We start from the raw sequence: 20,473 nt of genomic DNA on the forward strand, positions 1-20,473 counted from the left end.
CCTCCCGGATACGGTTGTATGGTGTGAGTTTAGCCGCAGTTTTGTGCCGCGGTCACCATTTCTCTCCGAACGGGCGAATCTCCATCTCGAATGTCCAGGCGCTCTTCGGCTGCTGGTAGAGCTGCCAATAGGCATCCGCGACGGCCGACGGCGGCATCAACAGATCAGGATTGTCGAGTGCGTTCGGTCCGAGCGCCTCGAGCCGGCGCTGCCGCACCCATTCGGTGTCGACACCGGAATCGATGATGAGATGCGCGACATGGATGTTCTTCGGGCCCAATTCGCGCGCCATCGCTTGCGCGACCGCGCGCAGGCCGAATTTTGCGCTGGCAAAGGCGGCGAAGCCGCTGCCGCCGCGCAAGGATGCGGTAGCGCCGGTGAAGAAGATGTTGCCGCTGCCCCGCGGCAGCATCAGGCGCGCGGCTTCGCGACCGGCGAGAAAGCCGGAATAGCAGGCCATCTCCCATACCTTGCGAAACACGCGCTCGGTGGTATCGAGGATCGGGAAGTTGACGTTGGCGCCGACATTGAAGATGCAGACCTCCAGCGGCGCGTGCTTGTCGGCGTCGTTGAGGAAGGAGATGATCTCCTCCTCCTTGCGCGCATCGAGCGAGCGCGCGTGGATCTCGCCGCCGGCAGCCTCGACGTCTTTGACCAGCGGTGCCAGCTTGTCGCCGTTGCGACGGCCCGCGAAGACGGTGAAGCCTTCGGCAGCGAATTTCTTGGCAATCTCGGAGCCGATGAAATCGCCCGCTCCAATGATGGCGGCTGTCGCATTTCGCTTGGGCAAGGTCGCCTCCTCCGGTGTGGGCCCCGCCTGTCCAGAGACGGCTGTCGGCCTTTGACTATGTGTTGAGGTCGACCATAAAGTTCTAAAAAAGAACTGTCAAACGGCAGCTCGTTCTCCTGGCTTTAATTAGAAGACGCTTCTGAATTTCCTATAAGTTCCTTTTCCAGACTTACCAAAGGACTGAAGGATTTCATTCCCCAGCAGCAGCAACGTGAGGCAAACGCATGCGTACATGCGAATGGCCGGGCACGGGCCCGGCCATTGCAGTGTCGAGAGCCTCAGCGCGCTCAATGCGTCTTGCTCTTGTGCCACTTCTCGAGATCGAGCTTGGGGTCGTCGGAGCGCTGCTCCTTCTCCGGATTGCTTTTCCAGGGCTTGTCCGTCTGCGCATGCGATCCCCAGTCGTTCTGGTTGCGGGGATCGTCGGTTGGCTTCTCCTTGCTCATCGGGAGGCTCCTTGAATTGGCGCCTCAGGCGAACGGCACCCCATAATAGGCGTTCACCGCGCGCACCTTGGCGTCATCGCCCCAATTCCATTCGGCCTGCGCGCCATAGTGCGGCGCATTCTGCAATTCCTTCTCGGTGATGCCGGTGACATAGCCGCCAAGCGCGGTGTCATACTTCAGGGATTGCCAGGGCAATGGATAGTGGTCGTTGCCGAGCCCGAGGAACCCGCCGAAACCCAGCACGGCGTAGGATACCCGGCCGCTCTTCTTGTCGATCATCACGCGCTCGATCGAACCGATCTTGTTCCGGTCGATGCCGTAGACCGAAGTTCCCTCGACCTTGTCACTGCCGATCAGCGCGCCCGTTTCGCTCTCATCCATCATCTCAAATCTCCCTCGCTTGCAATAGCTTGGACCAACCTTGGTGCGGTGCGATCGTTCCGGCGCGGATTGCCGCGTGCACGCTTGGCTGCTTTGGAACAACCGCAGAATGCGGCGGTTCACCTCGATCACTCCGAGAGCAGTTTCAGGACGGGCCAGGAATGAGGTGAGCCATGAGCGACTTCAGGGACATCCAGCATGGCGTCAACGATCCCGTCGACGGCGTCGACGTGAAGTGGCGCATCAACGCCAACCAGACGCCGCATGAGCGCGCGCAGCGTCACGCGGATGTACGCGCGATGCCGACGGCGCAGCCGGGCGAGCCGTTCCTGCCTGAGAGATTGCGGCGACCGCCGACCGATCCGCTCAACCCGCGCACCGGCCGCAATCCGACCGATTAGCGTAAGAGGCGCGAAACGGAACATTCCTCCGCGCCGGGCTTTGCAAAACTGTCCCGGAGGAATGTTGGCCACTGAACCGCGATGGCGCTCGTGACTGTCAAACCAACCCGAGTAGACGTCGCAGTCGCAGACGAGATTTCGGCCCATGTGAGCCCCGGCGTGGAGCACGCGGCACAAACGCTCACCTGGGGCGCGGACGAGCACCTTCTTCTCGCAGTCTCGATCGCGGGTTGGCTCTATGCGCACAGCCGGCGGCCCCAGGCCAAACCAATCGCCAACCATTTGCTGGCCGTATCGGTTGTCACCACCGTCCTCCCGCACATTCTCAAATCGGTGTTCGACCAGACCAGGCCTGACCGGCTAACGGTGCGGGGACACTTGCGAGGTATCCCGAGATCGGGACGAGCGCGCGATGCATTTCCCTCCGGCCACGCCACGCATATGGGCGCCCTCGCCTCCGCAGCCGGCATGCTGCCGTCCGGCCGGCGGCACCTCGCACGCGGCCTTGCGGTTGGATTGTCGCTGACCAGGATCGCACTGCTCGCACATTGGACCAGCGACGTGCTGGCCGGCTTTGCGCTCGGTGTCACCGTGGAACGATTGCTGCGTCCATTGACACTGAGGCGGCCACGCAGGGATCGAAGATTACAATGACCGAGTATGTCATCCGCTTCATTGCCGGCGGCCTTCTCGTATCCGCGTTTGCGACCTTGAGCGACATGCTTCGGCCCAAGAGCTTTGCCGGTCTGCTCGGCGCTGCGCCGTCGGTGGCACTGGCGACACTCGGCATTGCGATCGTCCAGCATGGTGCGCAATACGCCGCAGCCGAAAGCTGGACAATGATGTATGGCGCGGTCGCGCTGGCCTGCTACGGCCTCGTTGTCTGCCAGTTGCTGATGCGCAGCCGCATCAACGCGCTTCCGGCGACGACCGTTTCGCTTGCGGTGTGGCTCGTCATCGCCTTTGGCTTACTCACTGCCTTCGGAGGCGCGAACTGATGCTCATCAAGCTGTCGCTCTCCTCCCTCAAGGCCACCCACTGGCATGAATTTGCCGTTCGGTTTGTACTCGGCGGGGCCGCGACCGTTCTGACAGGCATCATTGGCGCGCGCTTCGGGACGGCTGTCGGCGGGCTGTTCCTCGCCCTGCCCGCCATCTTCTGCGCCAGCGCGACGCTGGTCGAGCGGCATGAGCGGCGTGCCAAGCAGAAGAAGGGACTGCGTGGCGACAGGCGGGGTCAGCATGCTGCGGCACTGGATGCGGCGGGTGCCGGATTGGGAAGCGCAGGCCTCGTGGCGTTCGCGGCGCTGTTCTTCATCGTGGTCCCAACCAGCGTCCTCGGCGCATTCATCGTCGCGCTGATCGCCTGGGGCAGCGTGGCGGTGTCGATGTGGTGGTTGCGCCGAAATCTCCGCATCACGCATCACCGCAGCGCCGTCAAGCGCGCACCTTCAGCGCACGGTCACAGCCGCTTCTCGTAGCTTCAAGAAGTCATACATCTCGGCCGCGGTCTGAAGCTGCTCGATGCGGGCGACGATGCCGTCGCGCTTGTCGCGCGGCGCACGGGCAAGCTCGCGCTCGAGCCGAAGCCGTTGCGCTTCGAGGCGCTGTTCGAATGTGTGGGGTTCAGAGCGCCTACGCATCTGCTGCCCTCGGCGGTTGCAGGCCCGGGCTGTTGGCCCAGCGGTCGAGCTGTTCGATGACTTGCTGGTGGCTTGGCCGCCGCGGCTCGGGCGCTTTCGGCTCCTCGGATAGCTTGCGGGGCAGTCGGACTTCTTCCGTCATGGCCTCTCTCCATCCCCGCCTTGCTAGATGGAAGAATGCGCCGTTCTTAACGCTAGCGCAAGCGCTAAATCATTGATTTTACTTGATAATTTAACTCATTCAGTGACTCTATCGACTCCTGCGGAACTCTTCCCAAGTTGGTTTGTTGAGTAAACAACTCAACTTGCTAATTGTGTGTGATCTCATGAATGATCTCCGCGCTGAGCGCCTTCAGGTCATGTTGTCACCTGAAGAGTTGGCCTTGATTGACGATTTCAGATTCAAGCACCGCATGCCGACACGGGCGGCGGCCGTCCGCGAACTGCTCAAGCTTGGACTTGCGAGCATCGGCCTCGACGCTTCTGCCGGAACCAAGTCGAGCGACTTTGGCGTGTTCGGTCGCGGACCCGACGGCCACATCCAGTCGGACGCAAACGGAAATTCCGAGGATTAACCGACGCCAAACGCAAACGGCCCCGGCACGGGGAGTGCCGAGACCGTCCTTGGAGATTGCGTCCAGCCCACCGGGGGAATGAAACTGGAAGCAGTTGGTTGACTCGTGGGGTGAGAATTCGTTCCTGCAGGACTCACCCGGTCGGCGGCGTGCCGGAATCATCCGGCGTCATGCCCGAGCCGGGCGTCTTGCCGGCGTCGTTGAGCTTCGGATCCCGCGTCGCCTCGCGCGACGGTGACCCTTTCTGCTCCGCCTTGTGCACGGTTTGCGCGCGACGCTTGTCGCGCGGCTGATCCTCCGCGCGCTTGTCCTTGATGATGCCGTGGTCGGAATGCGCCATGACGTTTCCTCTCGCTCTCTGTTCTAGGCGGCTACGCACCGGAAGGGCAAATGTTCCGGAGCGCACGGGTTCGAAGAGATCGCGTAAGGACGTCAGGCCCTAGATATGACTCGAGAGGTGCGTCGCGTGTTGCGCAGGCGACGCAGCCAAATGAACCTGCCTGACCGTCGTCACCGTCGCGAACGCAACCGACACGCCGAAGGCCAAGATGAGCGTTAAAAGAACCAGACGCGGAGCCATTGCAGTCCTCCTTCTGGAATCAAAAGACGTAACCGGCGACCTGCAGTTTCCGATCATTGCAAGTTGGTCGCGCCTGTTCCGTGAGCGGTCTCACACGAGGACTCACGAAACCGAGAGCGACTAGGCGGCCGACCGCCTTTGCGGCTTGCGCGAGCCGACCGGCGGAATTTCGCCATCGAGCCAGTCCTGCTCCTCCGCAAGGGCCGTCCAAGCTTCCGCCATCCGCTGATAACGCTTGAAGGCCGGTTGGCCTTCGGCGCGCTCCGCGAGATGCAGGCAGTTCTCGGCGTTATCCCTGAAAATGTCCGATTGCTTCATGGAGAAAAGGTGGGACGGAAAAACCCGATCCGCAACCATTCTTACGGGATCGTAACGTCGCAGCGGCCTCGCCCGAGACGGATGAAGGTGGTTAACGCGACAGGGGGCCTCCCGGTTCCCAGGCGAAACTTCATTCTTGGGCCGATTCTCCCGCGACACATGGAACTTCCCCACCACGAACTCGTTATTTGCGCCGGGCTGAGCGCGGCGGGTTCCATTTCTTCGATACTCCCAGGTTACCGCTTGATCTGGGGTATCTCCGACGCTCTATTTGCAAATCTGCTTGCTGATTCAGCGGCATCTGCGGGGGGAATGAGATGAGCGACCTTGATCCCGGAACGGCTTCGCAGTCCGGTCGTCGCGCTCCCAAACGGAAAGTCAACGGCACCGACGAGCCGGATTCCCGGCAGGAGCTGCTGCTCGCGCTGCAGGCGATGCGCAGCGGCGATTTCTCGGTGCGCATGAGCGGCGAATATCTCGGCATCGACGGCAAGATCGCGGACACCCTGAACGAGATCATCGCCGCCAACCAGCGCATGGCGCAGCAGCTCGAGCTGGTCGGCGAGGTCGTCGGCCGCGAGGGCCGGACCAAGCAGCGCGTGAGGTTCGGCCTTGCCTCCGGCTCCTGGGCCGACATGGAAGGCTCCGTCAACACGCTGATCGACGACCTTTTGTGGCCGACGCGCGAGGTGACGCGCGCAGTTGCGGCCGTGGCACAAGGCGACCTGCTGCAAACCGTCAAGCTCGACGTCGATGGCCGCCCCCTGCGCGGCGAATTCTTGCAGTCGGCGACGATCGTCAACACCATGATCAAGCAGCTCGGCGTGTTCACTTCCGAGGTGACGCGCGTCGCGCGCGAGGTCGGCACCGAAGGCAAGCTCGGCGGCCAGGCCCAGGTGCCTGAAGTCACCGGCGTGTGGAAGGATTTGACCGAGAGCGTCAACTCGATGGCGAACAACCTGACCAACCAGGTTCGCAACATCGCAGAGGTAACGATCGCAGTCGCCAACGGCGACCTCTCCAAGAAGATCACTGTCGACGTCCGCGGCGAGATTTTGCAGCTCAAGGAAGCCATCAACACGATGGTGGACCAGCTCCGCTCCTTCGCTTCCGAAGTGACGCGCGTCGCGCGCGAGGTCGGCACCGACGGCAAGCTGGGCGGACAAGCGATCGTGCCTGGCGTCGCCGGCACCTGGAAGGACCTCACCGACTCCGTCAACGCGATGTGCGGCAATCTGACTGCACAGGTGCGCAACATCGCCAATGTGACGACCGCGGTTGCCCGCGGCGACCTCTCGCGCAAGATTACCGTCGATGTGCGCGGCGAAATTCTGGAGTTGAAGGACACCATCAACACCATGGTGGACCAGCTCAACTCCTTCGCGTCGGAAGTGACGCGCGTCGCGCGCGAAGTCGGCACCGAAGGCAAGCTCGGCGGCCAGGCGCAGGTGCCCGGCGTCGCCGGCACCTGGAAGGACCTCACCGACAACGTCAACTTCATGGCGTCGAACCTCACCGCCCAGGTCCGCAACATCGCCGACGTCGCCACCGCGATCGCGAGCGGCGACCTCTCCAAGAAGATCACGGTGAACGTCTCGGGCGAGATCCTTCAGTTGAAGGAAACGCTCAACACCATGGTCGACCAGCTCAATGCGTTCGCCGGCGAAGTCACGCGCGTCGCGCGCGAGGTCGGCACCGACGGCCGGCTCGGCGGCCAGGCCAATGTGCTCGGCGTCGCCGGCACCTGGAAGGACCTCACCGAAAGCGTCAACTCGATGGCGTCGAACCTGACTGCGCAGGTTCGCAACATCGCCGAGGTGACGACGGCGGTCGCGGGCGGCGACTTGTCGAAGAAGATCACCGTGGACGTGCGCGGTGAAATCCTGGAGCTGAAGGACACCATCAACACCATGGTGGACCAGCTCAACGCCTTCGCCGGCGAAGTGACGCGCGTCGCGCGCGAGGTCGGCACCGAAGGCAAGCTCGGCGGACAAGCGGTCGTGCGCGGCGTCGGCGGCACGTGGAAGGACCTCACCGACAGCGTCAACTCGATGGCGTCGAACCTCACCGGCCAAGTCCGCAACATCGCCGAAGTCGCAACAGCCGTCGCCAAGGGCGACCTGTCGAAGAAGATCACCGTCAACGTGTCGGGCGAAATCCTTCAGTTGAAGGAAACGCTCAACACCATGGTGGACCAGCTCAACGCGTTCGCCGGCGAAGTGACGCGCGTCGCACGCGAGGTTGGCACCGACGGCAAGCTCGGCGGCCAGGCCGACGTGCCCGGCGTCGCCGGCACCTGGAAGGATCTCACCGATAGCGTCAACTCGATGGCAGGCAACCTCACCGCCCAGGTCCGCAATATCGCCGAGGTCGCGACCGCGATCGCCGGCGGCGACCTGTCGCGCAAGATCACGGTGGACGTGCGCGGCGAGATCCTTCAGCTCAAGGACACGCTGAACACCATGGTCGACCAGCTCAACCGCTTCGCGGGTGAGGTCACGCGCGTGGCGCGCGAGGTCGGCACCGAAGGGCGCCTCGGCGGCCAGGCCAACGTGCCCGGTGTGGCCGGCACCTGGAAAGACCTTACCGACAGCGTCAACTCGATGGCGGGCAACCTCACCGCGCAGGTTCGCAATATCGCCGAGGTGACGACGGCCGTGGCGCGGGGCGACTTGTCGCGCAAGATTACCGTGGACGTGAAGGGCGAAATCCTCGAGCTGAAGAACACCATCAACACCATGGTGGACCAGCTCAACGCCTTCGCCTCCGAAGTCACGCGCGTCGCGCGCGAAGTCGGCACCGAAGGCAAGCTCGGCGGTCAGGCCGAAGTGCCCGAAGTGGCCGGCACCTGGAAGGACCTCACCGACAACGTCAACTTCATGGCGTCGAACCTGACGGCGCAGGTCCGCAACATCGCCGAGGTCGCAACCGCGATCGCTGGCGGCGACCTCTCCAAGAAGATCACGGTGGACGTGCGCGGCGAAATTTTGCTGCTCAAGGACACCCTGAACACGATGGTCGAGCAGCTCCGCTCCTTTGCCGCCGAAGTGACGCGCGTGGCACGCGAGGTCGGCACCGAAGGCCGGCTCGGCGGTCAGGCCGTGGTGCCCGGCGTCGGCGGCACCTGGAAGGACCTCACCGACAACGTCAACCTCCTGGCCGCGAACCTCACCACGCAGGTCCGCAACATCGCCGAAGTCACCACCGCCGTGGCGCGCGGCGATCTGTCCCGCAAGATCACGGTGGACGTGAAGGGCGAAATCCTCGAGCTGAAGAACACCATCAACACCATGGTGGACCAGCTCAACGCCTTCGCCGGCGAAGTGACGCGCGTGGCGCGCGAGGTCGGCACCGAGGGCAAGCTCGGCGGCCAGGCCCAGGTGCCCGGCGTCGCCGGCACCTGGAAGGACCTCACCGACACCGTCAACTTCATGGCGGCGAACCTCACCGAGCAGGTCCGCGGCATCGTCAAGGTCGTGACCGCGGTCGCCAATGGCGATTTGAAGCAGAACCTCACGGTGAAGTCGAAGGGCGAGGTGGCGGCGCTCGCCGACACCATCAACAACATGACCGAGACGCTCGCGACCTTCGCCGAACAGGTGACGTCGGTGGCGCGCGAAGTCGGCGTCGAAGGCCGCCTCGGCGGTCAGGCCAACGTGCCCGGCGCCGCCGGCACCTGGAAGGACCTCACCGGCAACGTCAACCTCCTGGCGGCGAACTTGACCTCGCAGGTCCGCGCGATCGCGGAAGTTGCGACCGCCGTGACCAAGGGCGACCTTACCCGCTCGATCCAGGTCGACGCTCGCGGCGAAGTCGCCGAGCTCAAGGACAACATCAACACGATGATCACGAACCTCCGTCTCACGACGGACGTGAACACCGAGCAGGACTGGCTGAAGACGAACCTCGCGAAATTCACCAACATGCTGCAGGGCCAGCGCGACCTCACGACGGTCGGCCGCCTCCTGCTCTCCGAGCTGTCGCCGCTGGTGAACGCGCATACCGGCGTGATCTACCAGGTCGAGAACGAGGACAATCCGCATCTCCTGCTGCTCGCCTCCTATGCCGGCGACGGCGTCTATCCCTATCGGCGGATGCTCGAGTTCGGCGAAGGCCTGATCGGGCAATGCGCACTCGACAAGCGGCCGCGCGTGGTCGCGGAGATTCCGACAGATGTCGTGCCGATCAACTCGGCGATGTTCCGCGTCGTGCCGAAGAACCTTGTCGTGCTGCCGGTGCTTTTCGAGAACCAGGTCAAGGCCGTCATCGAGCTTGCCTCGTTGACCTCGTTCACGACTTCCCAGATGACCTTCCTCGAACAGCTCACCGACTCCATCGGCATCGTGCTGAACTCGATCGAGGCGACGATGCAGACCGAAGGCCTGCTCAAGCAATCGCAGCAGCTCGCCGGCGAGCTCCAGACCCAGCAGCGCGAATTGCAGCAGACCAACGATCAACTCGAGCAGAAGGCGCAGCAGCTCGCCGAGCGCAACGTGGAAGTCGAGCGCAAGAACCAGGAAATCGAGCAGGCCCGCCGCGCGCTCGAGGAAAAGGCGACCGAGCTCGCGCTGACCTCGAAGTACAAGTCGGAGTTCCTGGCCAACATGAGCCACGAGCTGCGCACGCCGCTGAACTCGATCCTCATCCTGGGACAACAGCTCACCGACAACCCCGACGGCAACCTCTCGGCCAAGCAGGTCGAGTTCGCCCGTACCATCCACGGCGCCGGCACCGACCTCCTCAACCTCATCAGCGACATCCTCGACCTGTCCAAGATCGAGTCCGGAACGGTGACGGTCGACGCCGAGGAGATCCTGACCTCTAACCTGCTCGAAACGGTGGGGCGGCCGTTCCGGCACGAGGCCGAAAACCGGAATTTGTCGTTCAACATCGACGTCGATCCGAACCTCGCGCGCAGCATCGTCACCGACTCCAAGCGCCTCCAGCAAGTCCTGAAGAACCTCTTGTCGAACGCCTTCAAGTTCACCGCCGAGGGCGGCGTCAAGCTGAAGGTCGAAGCCGCACTGGGCGGCTGGAGCCCCGATCACCCCGTGCTCAACAGCGCACCGGCCGTGATCGCATTCGAGGTCTCCGATACCGGCATCGGCATTCCCCTGGAAAAGCAGAAGCTGATCTTCGAGGCCTTCCAGCAGGCCGACGCCGGCACCAGCCGCAAATATGGCGGCACCGGCCTCGGCCTTGCAATCAGTCGCGAGCTTGCGAGCCTGCTCGGCGGCGAAATCCATCTGCGCAGCTCACCGGGCAAGGGCTCGGCCTTCACGCTCTATCTGCCGCTGAAATATTCCGGACCGACGCTCGCACCGCGGACCCCGGCGCCGACGCCCGGCCAGCCGCCCGCGCTCCAGGCGCAGGCGGCGACACCGGAACGCGTCATCGAGCAGCTGCCCGACGACCGGCTCGATCTCGAACCCGGCGACACCATCCTGCTGATCGTCGAGGACGATCCGCACTATGCGCGCATTCTCATCGACCTCGCCCGCGACAAGGGCTTCAAGGTCCTGGTCGCGGCGCGCGGCGCCGAGGCGCTGGAGCTTGCCAAGCAATATCAGCCGAGCGCGGTGTCGCTCGACGTGTTCCTGCCGGATATGCTGGGCTGGACGGTGCTGAGCCAGCTCAAGCACAATCCGCTGACACGCCATATCCCGGTACAGATCATCACGCTCGACGAGGACCGCCAGCACGCGCTGGCGCGCGGCGCATTCTCCTTCGTCAACAAGCCGACAACGACCGAAGGCGTTTCAGCCGCGCTATCGCAGATCAAGGAATATGCAAGGCCACGCCGCAAGCGGCTCCTCATCGTCGAGGACAACGAGGCCGAGCAGCTCTCGATCCGCGAATTGCTGCATCACGACGATATCGAGATCGTGGCAACCGACACCGGTGCGGGCGCGCTCACGACGCTACGCGAGGCGCCCTACGATTGCGTGGTACTCGATCTCCGCCTGCCCGACATGACCGGCTTCGAGGTGCTCGACGAAATCCGCAACGACGAACTGCTGTCGAACATTCCGGTCGTCGTCTTCACGGGACGGGAGCTGTCGGCGGAGGAAGACGCAGAACTCCACACCATGGCACGCAGCATCGTGGTGAAGGGCGTCGAATCGCCGGAGCGCCTGCTCGACGAGACCGCGCTGTTCCTGCATCGCGTGATCACGGAACTCCCCGTGGAGAAGCAGCGCATGCTGGAGAAGCTGAACAGTTCCGACGAGGATCTGATCGGCAAGACCGCCCTGCTCGTCGACGACGACGCCCGCAACATCTTCGCGCTGTCGAGCGTGCTGGAACGCCGCGGCATGAAGGTGCTGACGGCGACGACAGGCAGCGAAGCGGTGACGCTCGTCGAATCCAATCCGGAAATCGCGATCGTGCTCATGGACATCATGATGCCGCAGATGGACGGCTATCAGACCATCGGCGTCATCCGGCAGGACCCGGCCTTCGCCCGTCTGCCGATCATCGCGCTGACCGCAAAGGCGATGAAGGGTGACCGCGAGAAGTGCCTGGAGGCCGGCGCGTCCGACTATCTCGCCAAACCCGTCAATACCGATCAATTGCTGCTTGCCATCCGCATGTGGCTGCATCGCTGAGTGGGGTCCTTGTCTCATGGACCATGAAAAGGTCAACATCCTCCTCGTAGACGATCAGCCCGCAAAGCTGCTCGCCTACGAGGTGATCCTGAAAGAGCTTGGCGAAAACCTGGTGATCGCGTCATCGGGCCGTGAGGCGCTCGAGATTCTCTTGAAGACCGAAATCGCTGTCATCCTCGTCGACGTCTGCATGCCGGAGCTCGACGGCTTCGAGCTGGCGGCCATGATCCGCGAGCACCCGCGCTTCCAGAAGATCGCGATGATCTTCATCTCGGCGATCCAGGTCAGCGATATCGACCGGCTGCGCGGCTATGAGATGGGCGCGGTCGACTACGTTCCGGTGCCGGTCGTGCCGGAAGTGCTGCGCGCCAAGATCAAGGTGTTCGCCGAACTCTACCGCAAGACCCGCGAGCTCGAGCGGCTGAACCAGGAGCTGGAGGACCGCGTGCGGGCTCGCACCGCGGAGCTGGAAAAGTCCACGGCAAAACTGCTCGAGAGCGAACAGCGGCGCAGCATGGCGATTGCGGCCGGGAAGATGGGATCCTGGGACTGGGACTGGATCAATGGCGACTGGATGTGGGACGAGGGCCAGTATCGCATCTTCGGCGTCGCGCCCGAGACCTTCAATGTCACCTCTGCCAACGTCCAGGCGCTGCTGCATCCCGACGACGTCGACCAGTTCCGCCTGGCGATCGCCGCGTTCAACAAGGGTGCCGACGCCTATGAAGCGGAATTCCGCATCAACCGGCCTGACGGCGACGTGCGCTGGTGCGTCGGTACGGCGGCGGCGACGCTCGACGGCAACGGTCGCGTGGTGCGTGTGAGCGGCGTCACCGTCGACATTACCGAGCGCAAGCGCGCGGAGGCGCGGCAAAACCTGCTCGCACGCGAGGTCGATCACCGCGCCAAGAACGCGCTGGCGTTGGCGCAGTCGATCGTCCGCCTCACCCGCGCCGACGACGTCAAGACCTATGTCGACGCCGTCGAAGGACGCATCAACGCGCTGGCGCGCGTACACACGATCCTCTCGCTGTCGAGCTGGCAGGGCGCCGAACTGCGCAAGCTGATCGATGAGGAATTGGCGCCCCACGCGCTCGGCGGACAGGTCCGACTGACCGGACCGGAGGTGCAGCTCGCGCCGGTTACCGCGCAGACGCTGACGCTTGCGCTGCACGAACTCTTCACCAATTCGGCGAAATACGGCGCGCTGTCGACGCGGTCGGGTCGGCTATCCATCTCTTGGGAGGCGGACGACACGATGCTCGCGCTCACCTGGGACGAAGCCGGCGGTCCGCGGGTGAGGCCGCCGAAGGTGCGCGGATTCGGTACCAAGAGCCTGCTCGCCAGCGTCGAGTCTCAGCTCGGCGGCCAGGCCGCGTTCGATTGGCGCAGCGAAGGCCTGCTCTGCCGTCTCGAGGTTCCGCTGACGCGGAAGACGTCGCTGCTGACACCCGAGAAGTTCGAAGGCGTTGCGATCGGTGCGCTACAGCGCGCCTCAGGCTAAAGCGCGATGGCTTTGGATTGCCTGGTCATCGCGCGTGAGCTCTCGGTTTGCGCACGATCCTGTCGGAAAACCGCCACGCACTTTTCCGGATCATGCTCTAGCGTCGCGCGCGTACCCTCAGCTCTTGCATCGCTGGCGGCGCATCCGTGAGGCGCCCCTCCAGCCAGGCTTCGGTTTGCGCCAGCTCGCGCAACGCTCTCGCATAGCGGCGAGCCGCACGTCGCTCCGACCCGCGCGGCAGCGTGCGCGCCTTGCGCAGCATCTCGGCTGCGGCATTCCGATAGGCGAGCGATCGATAGAGATAGACGACCTGTCCCATGATCAGGCTTTCCTATGGTTATCGGCCTTGAGTATTTCAGCTCGCGCATGAACGTCGGATGAAGGCGCTACGCTATTGCATCTGAAAAGTTCCCGCACATTTGGAACCAGACACCGTGCCAAACGTTTTGAGACTTAATTTGGCGGTGACTCAATGCGTACGAAGAAGTCATCCGGACTGGTCTCGACCGCAGGCGCGATCAAGCTGATTACACACGCGATGATGGGGGCGGCATTGGGCCTCGTGTTCGGCCTTGCGCTGGTCCTGATCAATCCGCTCGTTGCCGCCCTTCTCCAACATGGCGGAAGTCCGGCGACCTTCGTCTTCGTCATTTCGCTGGTCACCACATTTGCGATCGGCGCCACGCTGACCGGCGCAGTGTTCATCCTCACTGAAGATAACGAGACCTAGAGCAATCGCGACGCGCGCGCGGACGGCTGGTCCGGAACCGGGGCGCGCCAGCGGCTGTTGTGCCCCCTGCGTCAATTCAACTCAGGGAGCCCTGCTCAGCCCTGCTTATGAAGAAGACCCAGCTCGCGCTTGCCATGCTTGTGGCAAGCGGCCTCGCCGCCGCACCGTTCGCCGCCGAGGCAAGGTCGCACAAGAGGCATCAATCGTCGACGACCTCGTCGCCATCCACGACGACGACCGGGGCCAGCATGAAGTCGAACAGCGCCAGCCCATCGAGCCAGGGTAATGCCGGCGCCGGCACCAACCAGGGCGGCAGCACGCCGGCGAACAACGGCACAAATTCGAAGTGAGCGTTATCGTGCGAGAAAAGAAAGCCCCGCAAGACCGCGGGGCTTTGCCGTTCAGCGCCTGCGTCCTCGGCGCGCTGTCGACCACATCGCACGTGGTCTGCTTCAGATCATCAATCGACGATTAGCTTCAAGGCCGGACCGGACTGTTGTGCGCCCGGTCCGTCTTCATCAGATGATCCAGCAGGGCCCGCTTACGCGCGATCAGGAGCTGGGTTGCGGCGTCATCAAGACCGGCGCGCTGCAACTGGCGGATCGCCGAGCCGAGTTCGAGGATTTCGGCCCGCAGCTTCAGAATCCGGTACGCATCCGGGTCTTCTTCCACGGCGAGCCCCCAAAGATATCAGCGGCGCGAAACCGCTCGCTTCAGCCCGACGTCCTTCCTCGCAGAATTCGGGCCCACCCGCTCCCTGACGTCGGGCAACAGATCCCCGCCGCCGGCGGCTTTCCAGTCGCCGATCAGCCGCTTCAGTTCCAAGCGCATGCCAAGCAGCGAGTGTGCGCTTTCGCTGTAATCCCGGTCATGCGTGATGAGGTCGCGCACGGACGCCTCAAGGTCGACCATCTCAGACCTTAACGCGCTGATCTTGCGACGAATTTCATTAATTCTGTTGTCCATGGCTTGTTAGAACAAAATAAGAACATATAGTCAAGTCACGATTGAGCGAAGGAGAAGCCAAATGCGCCTGGAAGGTAAATACGACGCTAGAATTCAGCTTGCCGAGCAGATGACGCGGGCCCAGGTGCTGCGGCTGCGACGTCTTTCGGAAGAGGCCTATCAGCCGAGCCAATACGCGCGGGATCTGAGCTTTACAGAGGCCGCGCGACGCATCCAGGCGCTCGAAGCCGAGATCGAACTCGCGAACTCGTTCTGACCGTTCGGAACCTTGCCCACCGAGAGTGGTTTCTTCCGCCCAAGGGAAACTGCTCATGGCCCGCAAAGCAAAGAAACGCCGCTACTCGCGCGGCTCCGGCAAGGACGTCGAGAGCGAGATGCGCCGCTACAAGAAGGGCACGGCCAAGAGCGGTCGTGGCGGCCGCGGTGGGAAAGTGAAGAGCCGCAAGCAGGCGATCGCGATCGGCCTGTCGAAGGCGCGCAAGAAGGGCAAGAAGGTCCCGAAGAAGGCGAAGAAGGCGTCGAAAAAGAAGAGTTCGAAGAAGAGCTCGAAGAAGCGTTCGCGCTGACCGGTCGCCTCAAATCATGCTGCCCGGCATGAAGCAGCGGATCGCAATTCCGAATGCGGTTCGAACCGGCCAGACCATGGTGCGCCCGGCGCGGTTGGGCTCGGTGATGACGGCATCGTCCGGCACCTCGATCCACTGACCGTCGAGCCGCACGCGATAGTGCCCCTGGTGCGATTCCCAGTCGGGATCGGCGACCGCGACACCGTCGGCATCCGAGCAGCACGGGCCGAGGTGGCTTCGCAAGCTGTCGAACCAGGGTTTGAGTGGTGAGTCCGCGTAACGTCCGTCGTCACGCGCAAACGTGCTTTGCACCGCGGCAGTCTGGGTGCATAGCACAAGGAGCAGCACGAACAGCGCGTACCTGCTCCAGGGTTTCAATCGATCCATCGTCGGCACCGATCAAATGCGAACGCCGCTCCGGTTCAGAGACTCGATGCGCGCGCTCGGTTTCAATCTGGCAACCATTTTCGGCCGAACCCAGTCAACCATCTCAAGTTAACGCGAATGTTATCGGGGCAGGCCCAGCTGTCCACCGAACAAATGAAAGGGGCGGCCCGAAGGCCGCCCCTGGTTGGGTCGCCCGCCTGATCAGCCGAGCGGCACCGCGACGAACTTGGTCGCGTCCGCACTCTTCACCTGCAAGAGCACGCTGCGCTTGCCGGCCGACTTGGCCTGCATCAGTTCGGAGCGCACGTCCCCGACGCTGGCAACGGCCTTGCCGCCGACATTGAGGATGACGTCACCGGTCTGGATGCCGCGCTGCGCCGCCGGTCCTTCCGGATCGACCTGGGTCACCACGAGGCCCTTCTGGCCGGCGCCCTGCACCTCGCCCGCCGGGGCAAGACCGAGGCCCAGGCGCGGCGTACCCGGCTGCGCCTGCCCTTCATCCGCCTTGCCCTTGTCGTCCGCCTTGCCGTTCTTGGCATCGTTCTTGGCCTGACGCTCGTTCGGCAGTTCGCCGAGCGTGAGCGTCACGGTCTTGGCCGCGCCCTTGTGCCAAACGTCGAGCTTCACCGAGCTTCCCGGCGCCATCGTGCTGATGGTGCGAGCGAGCTCACGCGAATCCTTGATCGCGGTGCCGTTGACGGCGGTGATGACATCGCCGGCCTCGATACCGGCCTTCGCCGCGGGGCTGCCATCCTGCGGATTGTCGACGATCGCGCCCTTGGCCTCCTTGAGGCCGAGGCTGTCGGCGATGTCGGCGTTCACCGGCTGCACCTGCACGCCAAGCCAGCCGCGGGTCACCGAGCCCTTGTCCTTCAACTGGGCGACGACGAGCTTGGCGGTCTGCGCCGGAATGTCGAAGCCGATGCCGACCGAGCCGCCGGACGGCGAGAAGATCGCGGTGTTCACGCCGATCACGTTGCCATTCATGTCGAACGCCGGTCCGCCGGAATTGCCCTTGTTGATGGGCGCGTCGATCTGGATGTAGTCGTCATAGGGGCCGGCGCCGATGTCGCGGCCGCTGGCCGAGACGATCCCCGCCGTCACCGTACCGCCGAGGCCGAAGGGGTTGCCGACTGCAACCACCCAGTCGCCGATCCGCGGCCGTGCGTCCGCGAACTTGACGAACGGAAAGTCCTTCTTGCCTTCGACCTTGATCAGCGCGAGATCGGTCTTCGGGTCGGTGCCGACCACCTTCGCGGTATAGACCGTGCCGTCGTCCATCGTCACCTGCACGGACTCGGCGTGGTCGACGACGTGATTGTTGGTCACCGCATAGCCGTCGGCGGAGATGAAGAAGCCGGAACCCTCGCCGGTGACCTGGCGATGGCGCTGCGGCATGCCTTTCCCAAACTGCTGCATGCCGTTGGGGCCACGGAAGCCGAACTCCCGTGAGAACTGGTCGAACGGCGTGTCTTCGTCCGAATCCATCCGGTTCTGCTGGAACATCGCGCGCTTGTCGTTGTCCTGATCGATCTTGACGCGCACCGAGATCACGGCGGGCTTCACCTTGGCGACGAGATCGGCGAAGCCGGCCGGCGCCTGGTTCGCTTCCGCGGCCAGCGCGGGCGAGGTGAACGAGGCCGCATTGAACAAGCTGCCGCCGGGTGCCGCAGCAAGCATGGCAACGCCGAGCGCGGCCACCGTACCGAGAAGCGCGAGACGGCGCGGCCTGAGAACGCTGCGCATGTTGGAGGAAACGGGATTGACGTGATCGTTCATGTCGAAATGTCCATGTTGGGTCTCTAGTCGCCTTGCCCCCAACATGGATCGCGCGACATTACGGCGTCCCGTCCAGGCGATTAATTCTTGGCAAAGTTCTTGGCAAAGTCCTTGGCAAAGAAACTGCGACCGGCGGCCGCAAGCCAATTCGCACCTCGGCCTTGACGCAGCTCAAGGTGCGCCGGCCTACGCAGGACGATGATCGGGCCGACACCGATGCTGGCCGGAGATTCGCCATGATCAAAGACATCCTCGTCCATATCCCGACCGAACGGCCGATGCGCCCTGTGATCGACGGCTCGATTTCGCTGGCCGCAAGCCTCAACGCCCGTCTCGACGCCGTATCGGTCGGCTATGTCGCGACCTCGACGGCCTACGTCGTGGAAGGCGGCGCCGCGGTTGCCGCCGTGTTCGAGATGGAGCGCGACCGCGCGATGGAGCGCGCCGCAACGGCGCTTTCGGTCTTTGAGTCCGAAGCGAAGAACGCCGGCATCGCCTATTCCTGCCACCCGCTCGGCGCCATGCCGCCGGACGCGGCGAACGCCGTCGGCGCGATGGCACGGCTCTACGATCTCAGTGTCGTTCTGCAGCCCGATCCGGAGCACGGTTCGTTCGACAACGACGTGCCACGCGAGATCCTGTTCCAGTCGGGCGGCCCCGTGCTGTTCCTGCCCCACATCTATCGTGGGTCCTTCAAGACCGAGCGGATCGGCGTGTGCTGGGACGGTAGCCGTGTCGCCGCGCGCGCCTTGCGCGATGCCATGCCGCTGCTGATACGGGCCGAAGAGATCGTCATCATCGCGGTGAACGAAGCCGAGTCTGCTCCGGGCGAGGCCTCGGCCGACGCTGTTGCAAAACATCTCGCAAGGCTTGGCCTCTCGTCACGGATCGTCAGCGTCTCGGCGACGCGCGCCGATATCCAGCCGACCATCCTGTCACTGGCGGCTGACGAAACCCTCGACCTGCTGGTGATGGGCGGCTACGGCCATTCGCGGCTTCAGGAAAGCTTTCTCGGCGGCGTCACCCGCGCCATGCTGCAATCCATGACGGTGCCGACGCTGATGTCGCATTAGGATCGATCAGCCAGATCACTCCAGATCCAGCACCTGCTTGCGCCGGATGAAGGGCGAGTGGATGGGCGCTCCCGCTACGATGCGTCCGTCGGCGCCCCACTCGGCCTTTCGGTTGAAGGGGATGGCGCTCCGCTTGTCGATCTCGCGAAGAGAGGCCCGAAAATCGGCGACGATCCGTTTCAACCGAGCTTCGATCTCGGACGGGTCCGAATAACGCAGTCCGGCTTCTACGCCGTACGACACGAAGTGATCGACCACGGTGTAGCCGACATAGGCCAGATTGAAGTTTACCGGCCACAGCATCAGGTCGATATCTCCGCTGCGACCGTCGTGCATGTAGGTCTCGCGGCTGGTACCCACAGTGACCGACAGCATCGCCCGCTTGCCGACGAAACGGCCGCCTTCGAACCGCTTTGTGCTCGTATACGCGGCGCCATAGGCCCATACCCGGTCGAACCAGCCCTTCAGGATGGCCGGCGGCAGATGCCACCACATCGGATATTGCAGGATGAGCAGGTCGGCGCGGTCCATGCGTTCCAGCTCTTCGCGGACATGCGCGGGTAGCGATCCGTGTTCGGAGGCGTGGCGTTGCTCCGACTGTACGTCGAAGCGACGAGGATCAACCCGGTCGGCGAAATAGTCGCCTCGTTCGCACGGATCGAACCCTATCGCGTAGAGGTCCGATACGCTGGCGCTCCAGCCAGCGGCCCGCAGCGCGTCGATGCCGGATCGAACCAGATGGGCATTGAAAGATTGCGGCTCCGGATGAGCAAGTACGAAATGAGCGTGCACGAAACGGCTCCCGGTCGATCAGACTCCCTTGTCGTTCGGATTTGTAACCGCGTCCTTCAGCGGCGCCGTCATCGGGAATTTCAGATTCACGTTCTTGGGCGGGATCGGAGTCATGAACCATTTGGCGTAGAGCTCGCCGAACTCCTTGCCCTGCATCATCGCAACCAGCGTCCTGTCGACCAGCTCCTTGAACTCCGGATCGTCCTTGCGGATGATGAGCCCATACGGCTCGGTACGCAGGCTGTCGTCGATGATGCGCCAGTCGTCGGGTTTGGCGCTGTTGGCAATGAGGCTGGCAAGCAGGATGTCGTCCATCACGAAGGCTTCGCTGCGGCCCGTGGTCAGCGCGAGGAACGATGCGGCGTGATCAGCGGACAGGACGTTCTTGGTCTGGAACTTCTTCTCCTGGGCGCGAGAGGCCAGCAGCGCAATCGACGTCGAGCCTGTGGTCAGCGACACCGGCTTCTCGTTCAGATCCTCGAACGCCTTGATCGGCGCGTCCTTACGCACGACGGCGCGAATGCTCGACACGAAGATCGTGTCACTGAAGGCTACCACCTTTTGCCGCTCCAGCGTGTTGGTCGCCGGACCACAGACGATGTCGATGGTGCCGTTCTGGATGAGCGGGATCTGCGTGCTGAGCTGGATCGGCTGGAGCTTGGTCTGGATCGACGGCAGCTTGAGTTCAACTTTCACGGCGTCGACGATCCTGGTGCAGAGGTCCATCGCGAACCCGATCGGCTTTTGATTGTCGTCGAGATAGGAGAACGGCACCGAAACGTCGCGATGCCCGAGCCGGATTTCACCGGTCTCCTTGATTTTGGCCAACGTCCCACCGGGTGATTGGGCCTGCACGGGGGCGACAAGGACGGTCGCAGCGACAAGCGAATAAAACAATCCTTTCATAGCCTTACTCCTGCTTAGCCAACCCGGGA

Annotated in this window: 26 protein-coding genes and 2 pseudogenes; 12 read left to right on the forward strand and 16 right to left on the reverse strand. The window is 63.4% G+C overall.

What is annotated here, in order from left to right; translation table 11 throughout:
• Window positions 1-52 precede the first annotated feature (52 nt).
• The 3 genes from KUF59_RS33330 to KUF59_RS33340 all read right to left on the reverse strand — a co-directional run bounded on the left by KUF59_RS33330 (window position 53) and on the right by KUF59_RS33340 (window position 1,620).
• Window positions 53-790 (reverse strand): SDR family oxidoreductase, encoded by a 738-nt coding sequence (locus tag KUF59_RS33330; RefSeq protein ID WP_258767530.1) that lies wholly within the window; start codon window positions 788-790, stop codon window positions 53-55.
• Between the two features lie 287 nt (window positions 791-1,077).
• Entirely contained in the window at window positions 1,078-1,236 is a 159-nt protein-coding gene (locus KUF59_RS33335; RefSeq protein WP_258767531.1) for a hypothetical protein, read from the reverse strand.
• A gap of 24 nt (window positions 1,237-1,260) precedes the next feature.
• Window positions 1,261-1,620 (reverse strand): PRC-barrel domain-containing protein, encoded by a 360-nt coding sequence (locus KUF59_RS33340; RefSeq protein WP_212458777.1) that lies wholly within the window; start codon window positions 1,618-1,620, stop codon window positions 1,261-1,263.
• A gap of 170 nt (window positions 1,621-1,790) precedes the next feature.
• Between KUF59_RS33340 and KUF59_RS33345 the strand changes: the two genes are divergently transcribed.
• From KUF59_RS33345 to KUF59_RS33360, 4 genes are all read left to right on the forward strand, one after another.
• Entirely contained in the window at window positions 1,791-2,018 is a 228-nt protein-coding gene (locus KUF59_RS33345; protein ID WP_258767532.1) for a hypothetical protein, read from the forward strand.
• Between the two features lie 81 nt (window positions 2,019-2,099).
• Window positions 2,100-2,672 carry a phosphatase PAP2 family protein gene (locus KUF59_RS33350; RefSeq protein ID WP_258767533.1) on the forward strand — a complete coding sequence of 191 codons (573 nt, stop codon included), beginning with the start codon at window positions 2,100-2,102 and terminating at the stop codon, window positions 2,670-2,672.
• Window positions 2,669-3,016: a DUF3147 family protein gene (locus KUF59_RS33355; protein WP_212458779.1), complete on the forward strand. Its 348-nt coding sequence runs from the start codon at window positions 2,669-2,671 to the stop codon at window positions 3,014-3,016. Before KUF59_RS33350 ends, KUF59_RS33355 begins: the two co-directional genes overlap by 4 nt.
• Window positions 3,016-3,498: a DUF3147 family protein gene (locus KUF59_RS33360; RefSeq protein WP_258767534.1), complete on the forward strand. Its 483-nt coding sequence runs from the start codon at window positions 3,016-3,018 to the stop codon at window positions 3,496-3,498. Before KUF59_RS33355 ends, KUF59_RS33360 begins: the two co-directional genes overlap by 1 nt.
• Here the strand turns inward: KUF59_RS33360 and KUF59_RS33365 are convergent.
• Window positions 3,469-3,660: a hypothetical protein gene (locus KUF59_RS33365; RefSeq protein ID WP_212401354.1), complete on the reverse strand. Its 192-nt coding sequence runs from the start codon at window positions 3,658-3,660 to the stop codon at window positions 3,469-3,471. The genes KUF59_RS33360 and KUF59_RS33365 overlap by 30 nt on opposite strands.
• The gene (locus tag KUF59_RS33370; RefSeq protein WP_212458781.1) at window positions 3,653-3,802 is read right to left on the reverse strand and encodes a hypothetical protein; all 150 of its coding nucleotides are present in this window, start codon (window positions 3,800-3,802) and stop codon (window positions 3,653-3,655) included. Before KUF59_RS33370 ends, KUF59_RS33365 begins: the two co-directional genes overlap by 8 nt.
• A gap of 184 nt (window positions 3,803-3,986) precedes the next feature.
• Here KUF59_RS33370 and KUF59_RS33375 point away from each other — a divergent pair, with 184 nt between their 5' ends.
• Window positions 3,987-4,235 (forward strand): hypothetical protein, encoded by a 249-nt coding sequence (locus tag KUF59_RS33375; protein WP_212458946.1) that lies wholly within the window; start codon window positions 3,987-3,989, stop codon window positions 4,233-4,235.
• Between the two features lie 133 nt (window positions 4,236-4,368).
• Here KUF59_RS33375 and KUF59_RS33380 read toward each other — a convergent pair whose 3' ends face one another.
• Window positions 4,369-4,575, reverse strand: a complete 207-nt coding sequence (locus KUF59_RS33380) for a hypothetical protein (RefSeq protein WP_212458782.1) — start codon at window positions 4,573-4,575, stop codon at window positions 4,369-4,371.
• 360 nt (window positions 4,576-4,935) lie between these two features.
• On the reverse strand, window positions 4,936-5,133 hold the full coding sequence (locus KUF59_RS33385) for a hypothetical protein (RefSeq protein ID WP_212458783.1): 198 nt from the start codon (window positions 5,131-5,133) through the stop codon (window positions 4,936-4,938).
• Window positions 5,134-6,080: 947 nt separating this feature from the next.
• On the opposite strand from KUF59_RS33385, the pseudogene KUF59_RS44435 reads away from it, so the two are divergent.
• The 3 genes and pseudogenes from KUF59_RS44435 to KUF59_RS33395 all read left to right on the forward strand — a co-directional run.
• A pseudogene (locus KUF59_RS44435) lies at window positions 6,081-9,860 on the forward strand (HAMP domain-containing protein); the annotation flags it as partial.
• 261 nt (window positions 9,861-10,121) lie between these two features.
• A pseudogene (locus tag KUF59_RS44440) lies at window positions 10,122-11,741 on the forward strand (response regulator); the annotation flags it as partial.
• Window positions 11,742-11,757: 16 nt separating this feature from the next.
• Complete coding sequence (locus KUF59_RS33395) at window positions 11,758-13,245, forward strand: HWE histidine kinase domain-containing protein (protein WP_212458785.1); 1,488 nt, start codon at window positions 11,758-11,760, stop codon at window positions 13,243-13,245.
• Window positions 13,246-13,342: 97 nt separating this feature from the next.
• Here KUF59_RS33395 and KUF59_RS33400 read toward each other — a convergent pair whose 3' ends face one another.
• Window positions 13,343-13,564, reverse strand: a complete 222-nt coding sequence (locus tag KUF59_RS33400; protein WP_212458786.1) for a hypothetical protein — start codon at window positions 13,562-13,564, stop codon at window positions 13,343-13,345.
• A gap of 153 nt (window positions 13,565-13,717) precedes the next feature.
• On the opposite strand from KUF59_RS33400, the gene KUF59_RS33405 reads away from it, so the two are divergent.
• A complete protein-coding gene (locus KUF59_RS33405) occupies window positions 13,718-13,975 on the forward strand; it encodes a hypothetical protein (RefSeq protein WP_212458787.1) in 258 nt (85 codons plus the stop codon).
• 199 nt (window positions 13,976-14,174) lie between these two features.
• On the opposite strand, the gene KUF59_RS44445 is transcribed toward KUF59_RS33405, so the two are convergent.
• From KUF59_RS44445 to KUF59_RS33420, 3 genes are all read right to left on the reverse strand, one after another.
• Window positions 14,175-14,357, reverse strand: coding sequence for a hypothetical protein (locus KUF59_RS44445; RefSeq protein ID WP_408918047.1), 183 nt, complete (start codon window positions 14,355-14,357; stop codon window positions 14,175-14,177).
• A gap of 95 nt (window positions 14,358-14,452) precedes the next feature.
• Window positions 14,453-14,647 carry a hypothetical protein gene (locus KUF59_RS33415; protein ID WP_212458789.1) on the reverse strand — a complete coding sequence of 65 codons (195 nt, stop codon included), beginning with the start codon at window positions 14,645-14,647 and terminating at the stop codon, window positions 14,453-14,455.
• 18 nt (window positions 14,648-14,665) lie between these two features.
• Window positions 14,666-14,941 (reverse strand): hypothetical protein, encoded by a 276-nt coding sequence (locus KUF59_RS33420; RefSeq protein WP_258767539.1) that lies wholly within the window; start codon window positions 14,939-14,941, stop codon window positions 14,666-14,668.
• A 61-nt stretch (window positions 14,942-15,002) separates the two neighbouring features.
• Between KUF59_RS33420 and KUF59_RS33425 the strand changes: the two genes are divergently transcribed.
• Window positions 15,003-15,197, forward strand: coding sequence for a DUF3072 domain-containing protein (locus KUF59_RS33425; protein ID WP_212458790.1), 195 nt, complete (start codon window positions 15,003-15,005; stop codon window positions 15,195-15,197).
• Window positions 15,198-15,252: 55 nt separating this feature from the next.
• Window positions 15,253-15,507, forward strand: coding sequence for a DUF6496 domain-containing protein (locus KUF59_RS33430; protein ID WP_258767540.1), 255 nt, complete (start codon window positions 15,253-15,255; stop codon window positions 15,505-15,507).
• A gap of 9 nt (window positions 15,508-15,516) precedes the next feature.
• On the opposite strand, the gene KUF59_RS33435 is transcribed toward KUF59_RS33430, so the two are convergent.
• The 3 genes from KUF59_RS33435 to KUF59_RS33445 all read right to left on the reverse strand — a co-directional run bounded on the left by KUF59_RS33435 (window position 15,517) and on the right by KUF59_RS33445 (window position 17,933).
• The gene (locus KUF59_RS33435) at window positions 15,517-15,894 is read right to left on the reverse strand and encodes a hypothetical protein (protein WP_249140366.1); all 378 of its coding nucleotides are present in this window, start codon (window positions 15,892-15,894) and stop codon (window positions 15,517-15,519) included.
• 201 nt (window positions 15,895-16,095) lie between these two features.
• Complete coding sequence (locus KUF59_RS33440; RefSeq protein WP_258767542.1) at window positions 16,096-17,673, reverse strand: Do family serine endopeptidase; 1,578 nt, start codon at window positions 17,671-17,673, stop codon at window positions 16,096-16,098.
• A gap of 80 nt (window positions 17,674-17,753) precedes the next feature.
• Window positions 17,754-17,933 carry a hypothetical protein gene (locus KUF59_RS33445; RefSeq protein ID WP_258767543.1) on the reverse strand — a complete coding sequence of 60 codons (180 nt, stop codon included), beginning with the start codon at window positions 17,931-17,933 and terminating at the stop codon, window positions 17,754-17,756.
• Here KUF59_RS33445 and KUF59_RS33450 point away from each other — a divergent pair.
• The gene (locus KUF59_RS33450; RefSeq protein WP_258767544.1) at window positions 17,910-18,746 is read left to right on the forward strand and encodes a universal stress protein; all 837 of its coding nucleotides are present in this window, start codon (window positions 17,910-17,912) and stop codon (window positions 18,744-18,746) included. The two genes, KUF59_RS33445 and KUF59_RS33450, sit on opposite strands and share 24 nt — an antisense overlap.
• Window positions 18,747-18,761: 15 nt before the next feature.
• Here KUF59_RS33450 and KUF59_RS33455 read toward each other — a convergent pair whose 3' ends face one another.
• Together KUF59_RS33455 and KUF59_RS33460 are read right to left on the reverse strand one after the other, a co-directional pair.
• Window positions 18,762-19,538, reverse strand: a complete 777-nt coding sequence (locus tag KUF59_RS33455) for an NAD(P)H-dependent oxidoreductase (RefSeq protein ID WP_258767545.1) — start codon at window positions 19,536-19,538, stop codon at window positions 18,762-18,764.
• A gap of 18 nt (window positions 19,539-19,556) precedes the next feature.
• A complete protein-coding gene (locus KUF59_RS33460) occupies window positions 19,557-20,444 on the reverse strand; it encodes an amino acid ABC transporter substrate-binding protein (RefSeq protein ID WP_258767546.1) in 888 nt (295 codons plus the stop codon).
• Window positions 20,445-20,473: the final 29 nt, after the last annotated feature.

Source organism: Bradyrhizobium arachidis, assembly GCF_024758505.1.
In the GTDB taxonomy this organism is placed as follows: domain Bacteria; phylum Pseudomonadota; class Alphaproteobacteria; order Rhizobiales; family Xanthobacteraceae; genus Bradyrhizobium; species Bradyrhizobium manausense_C.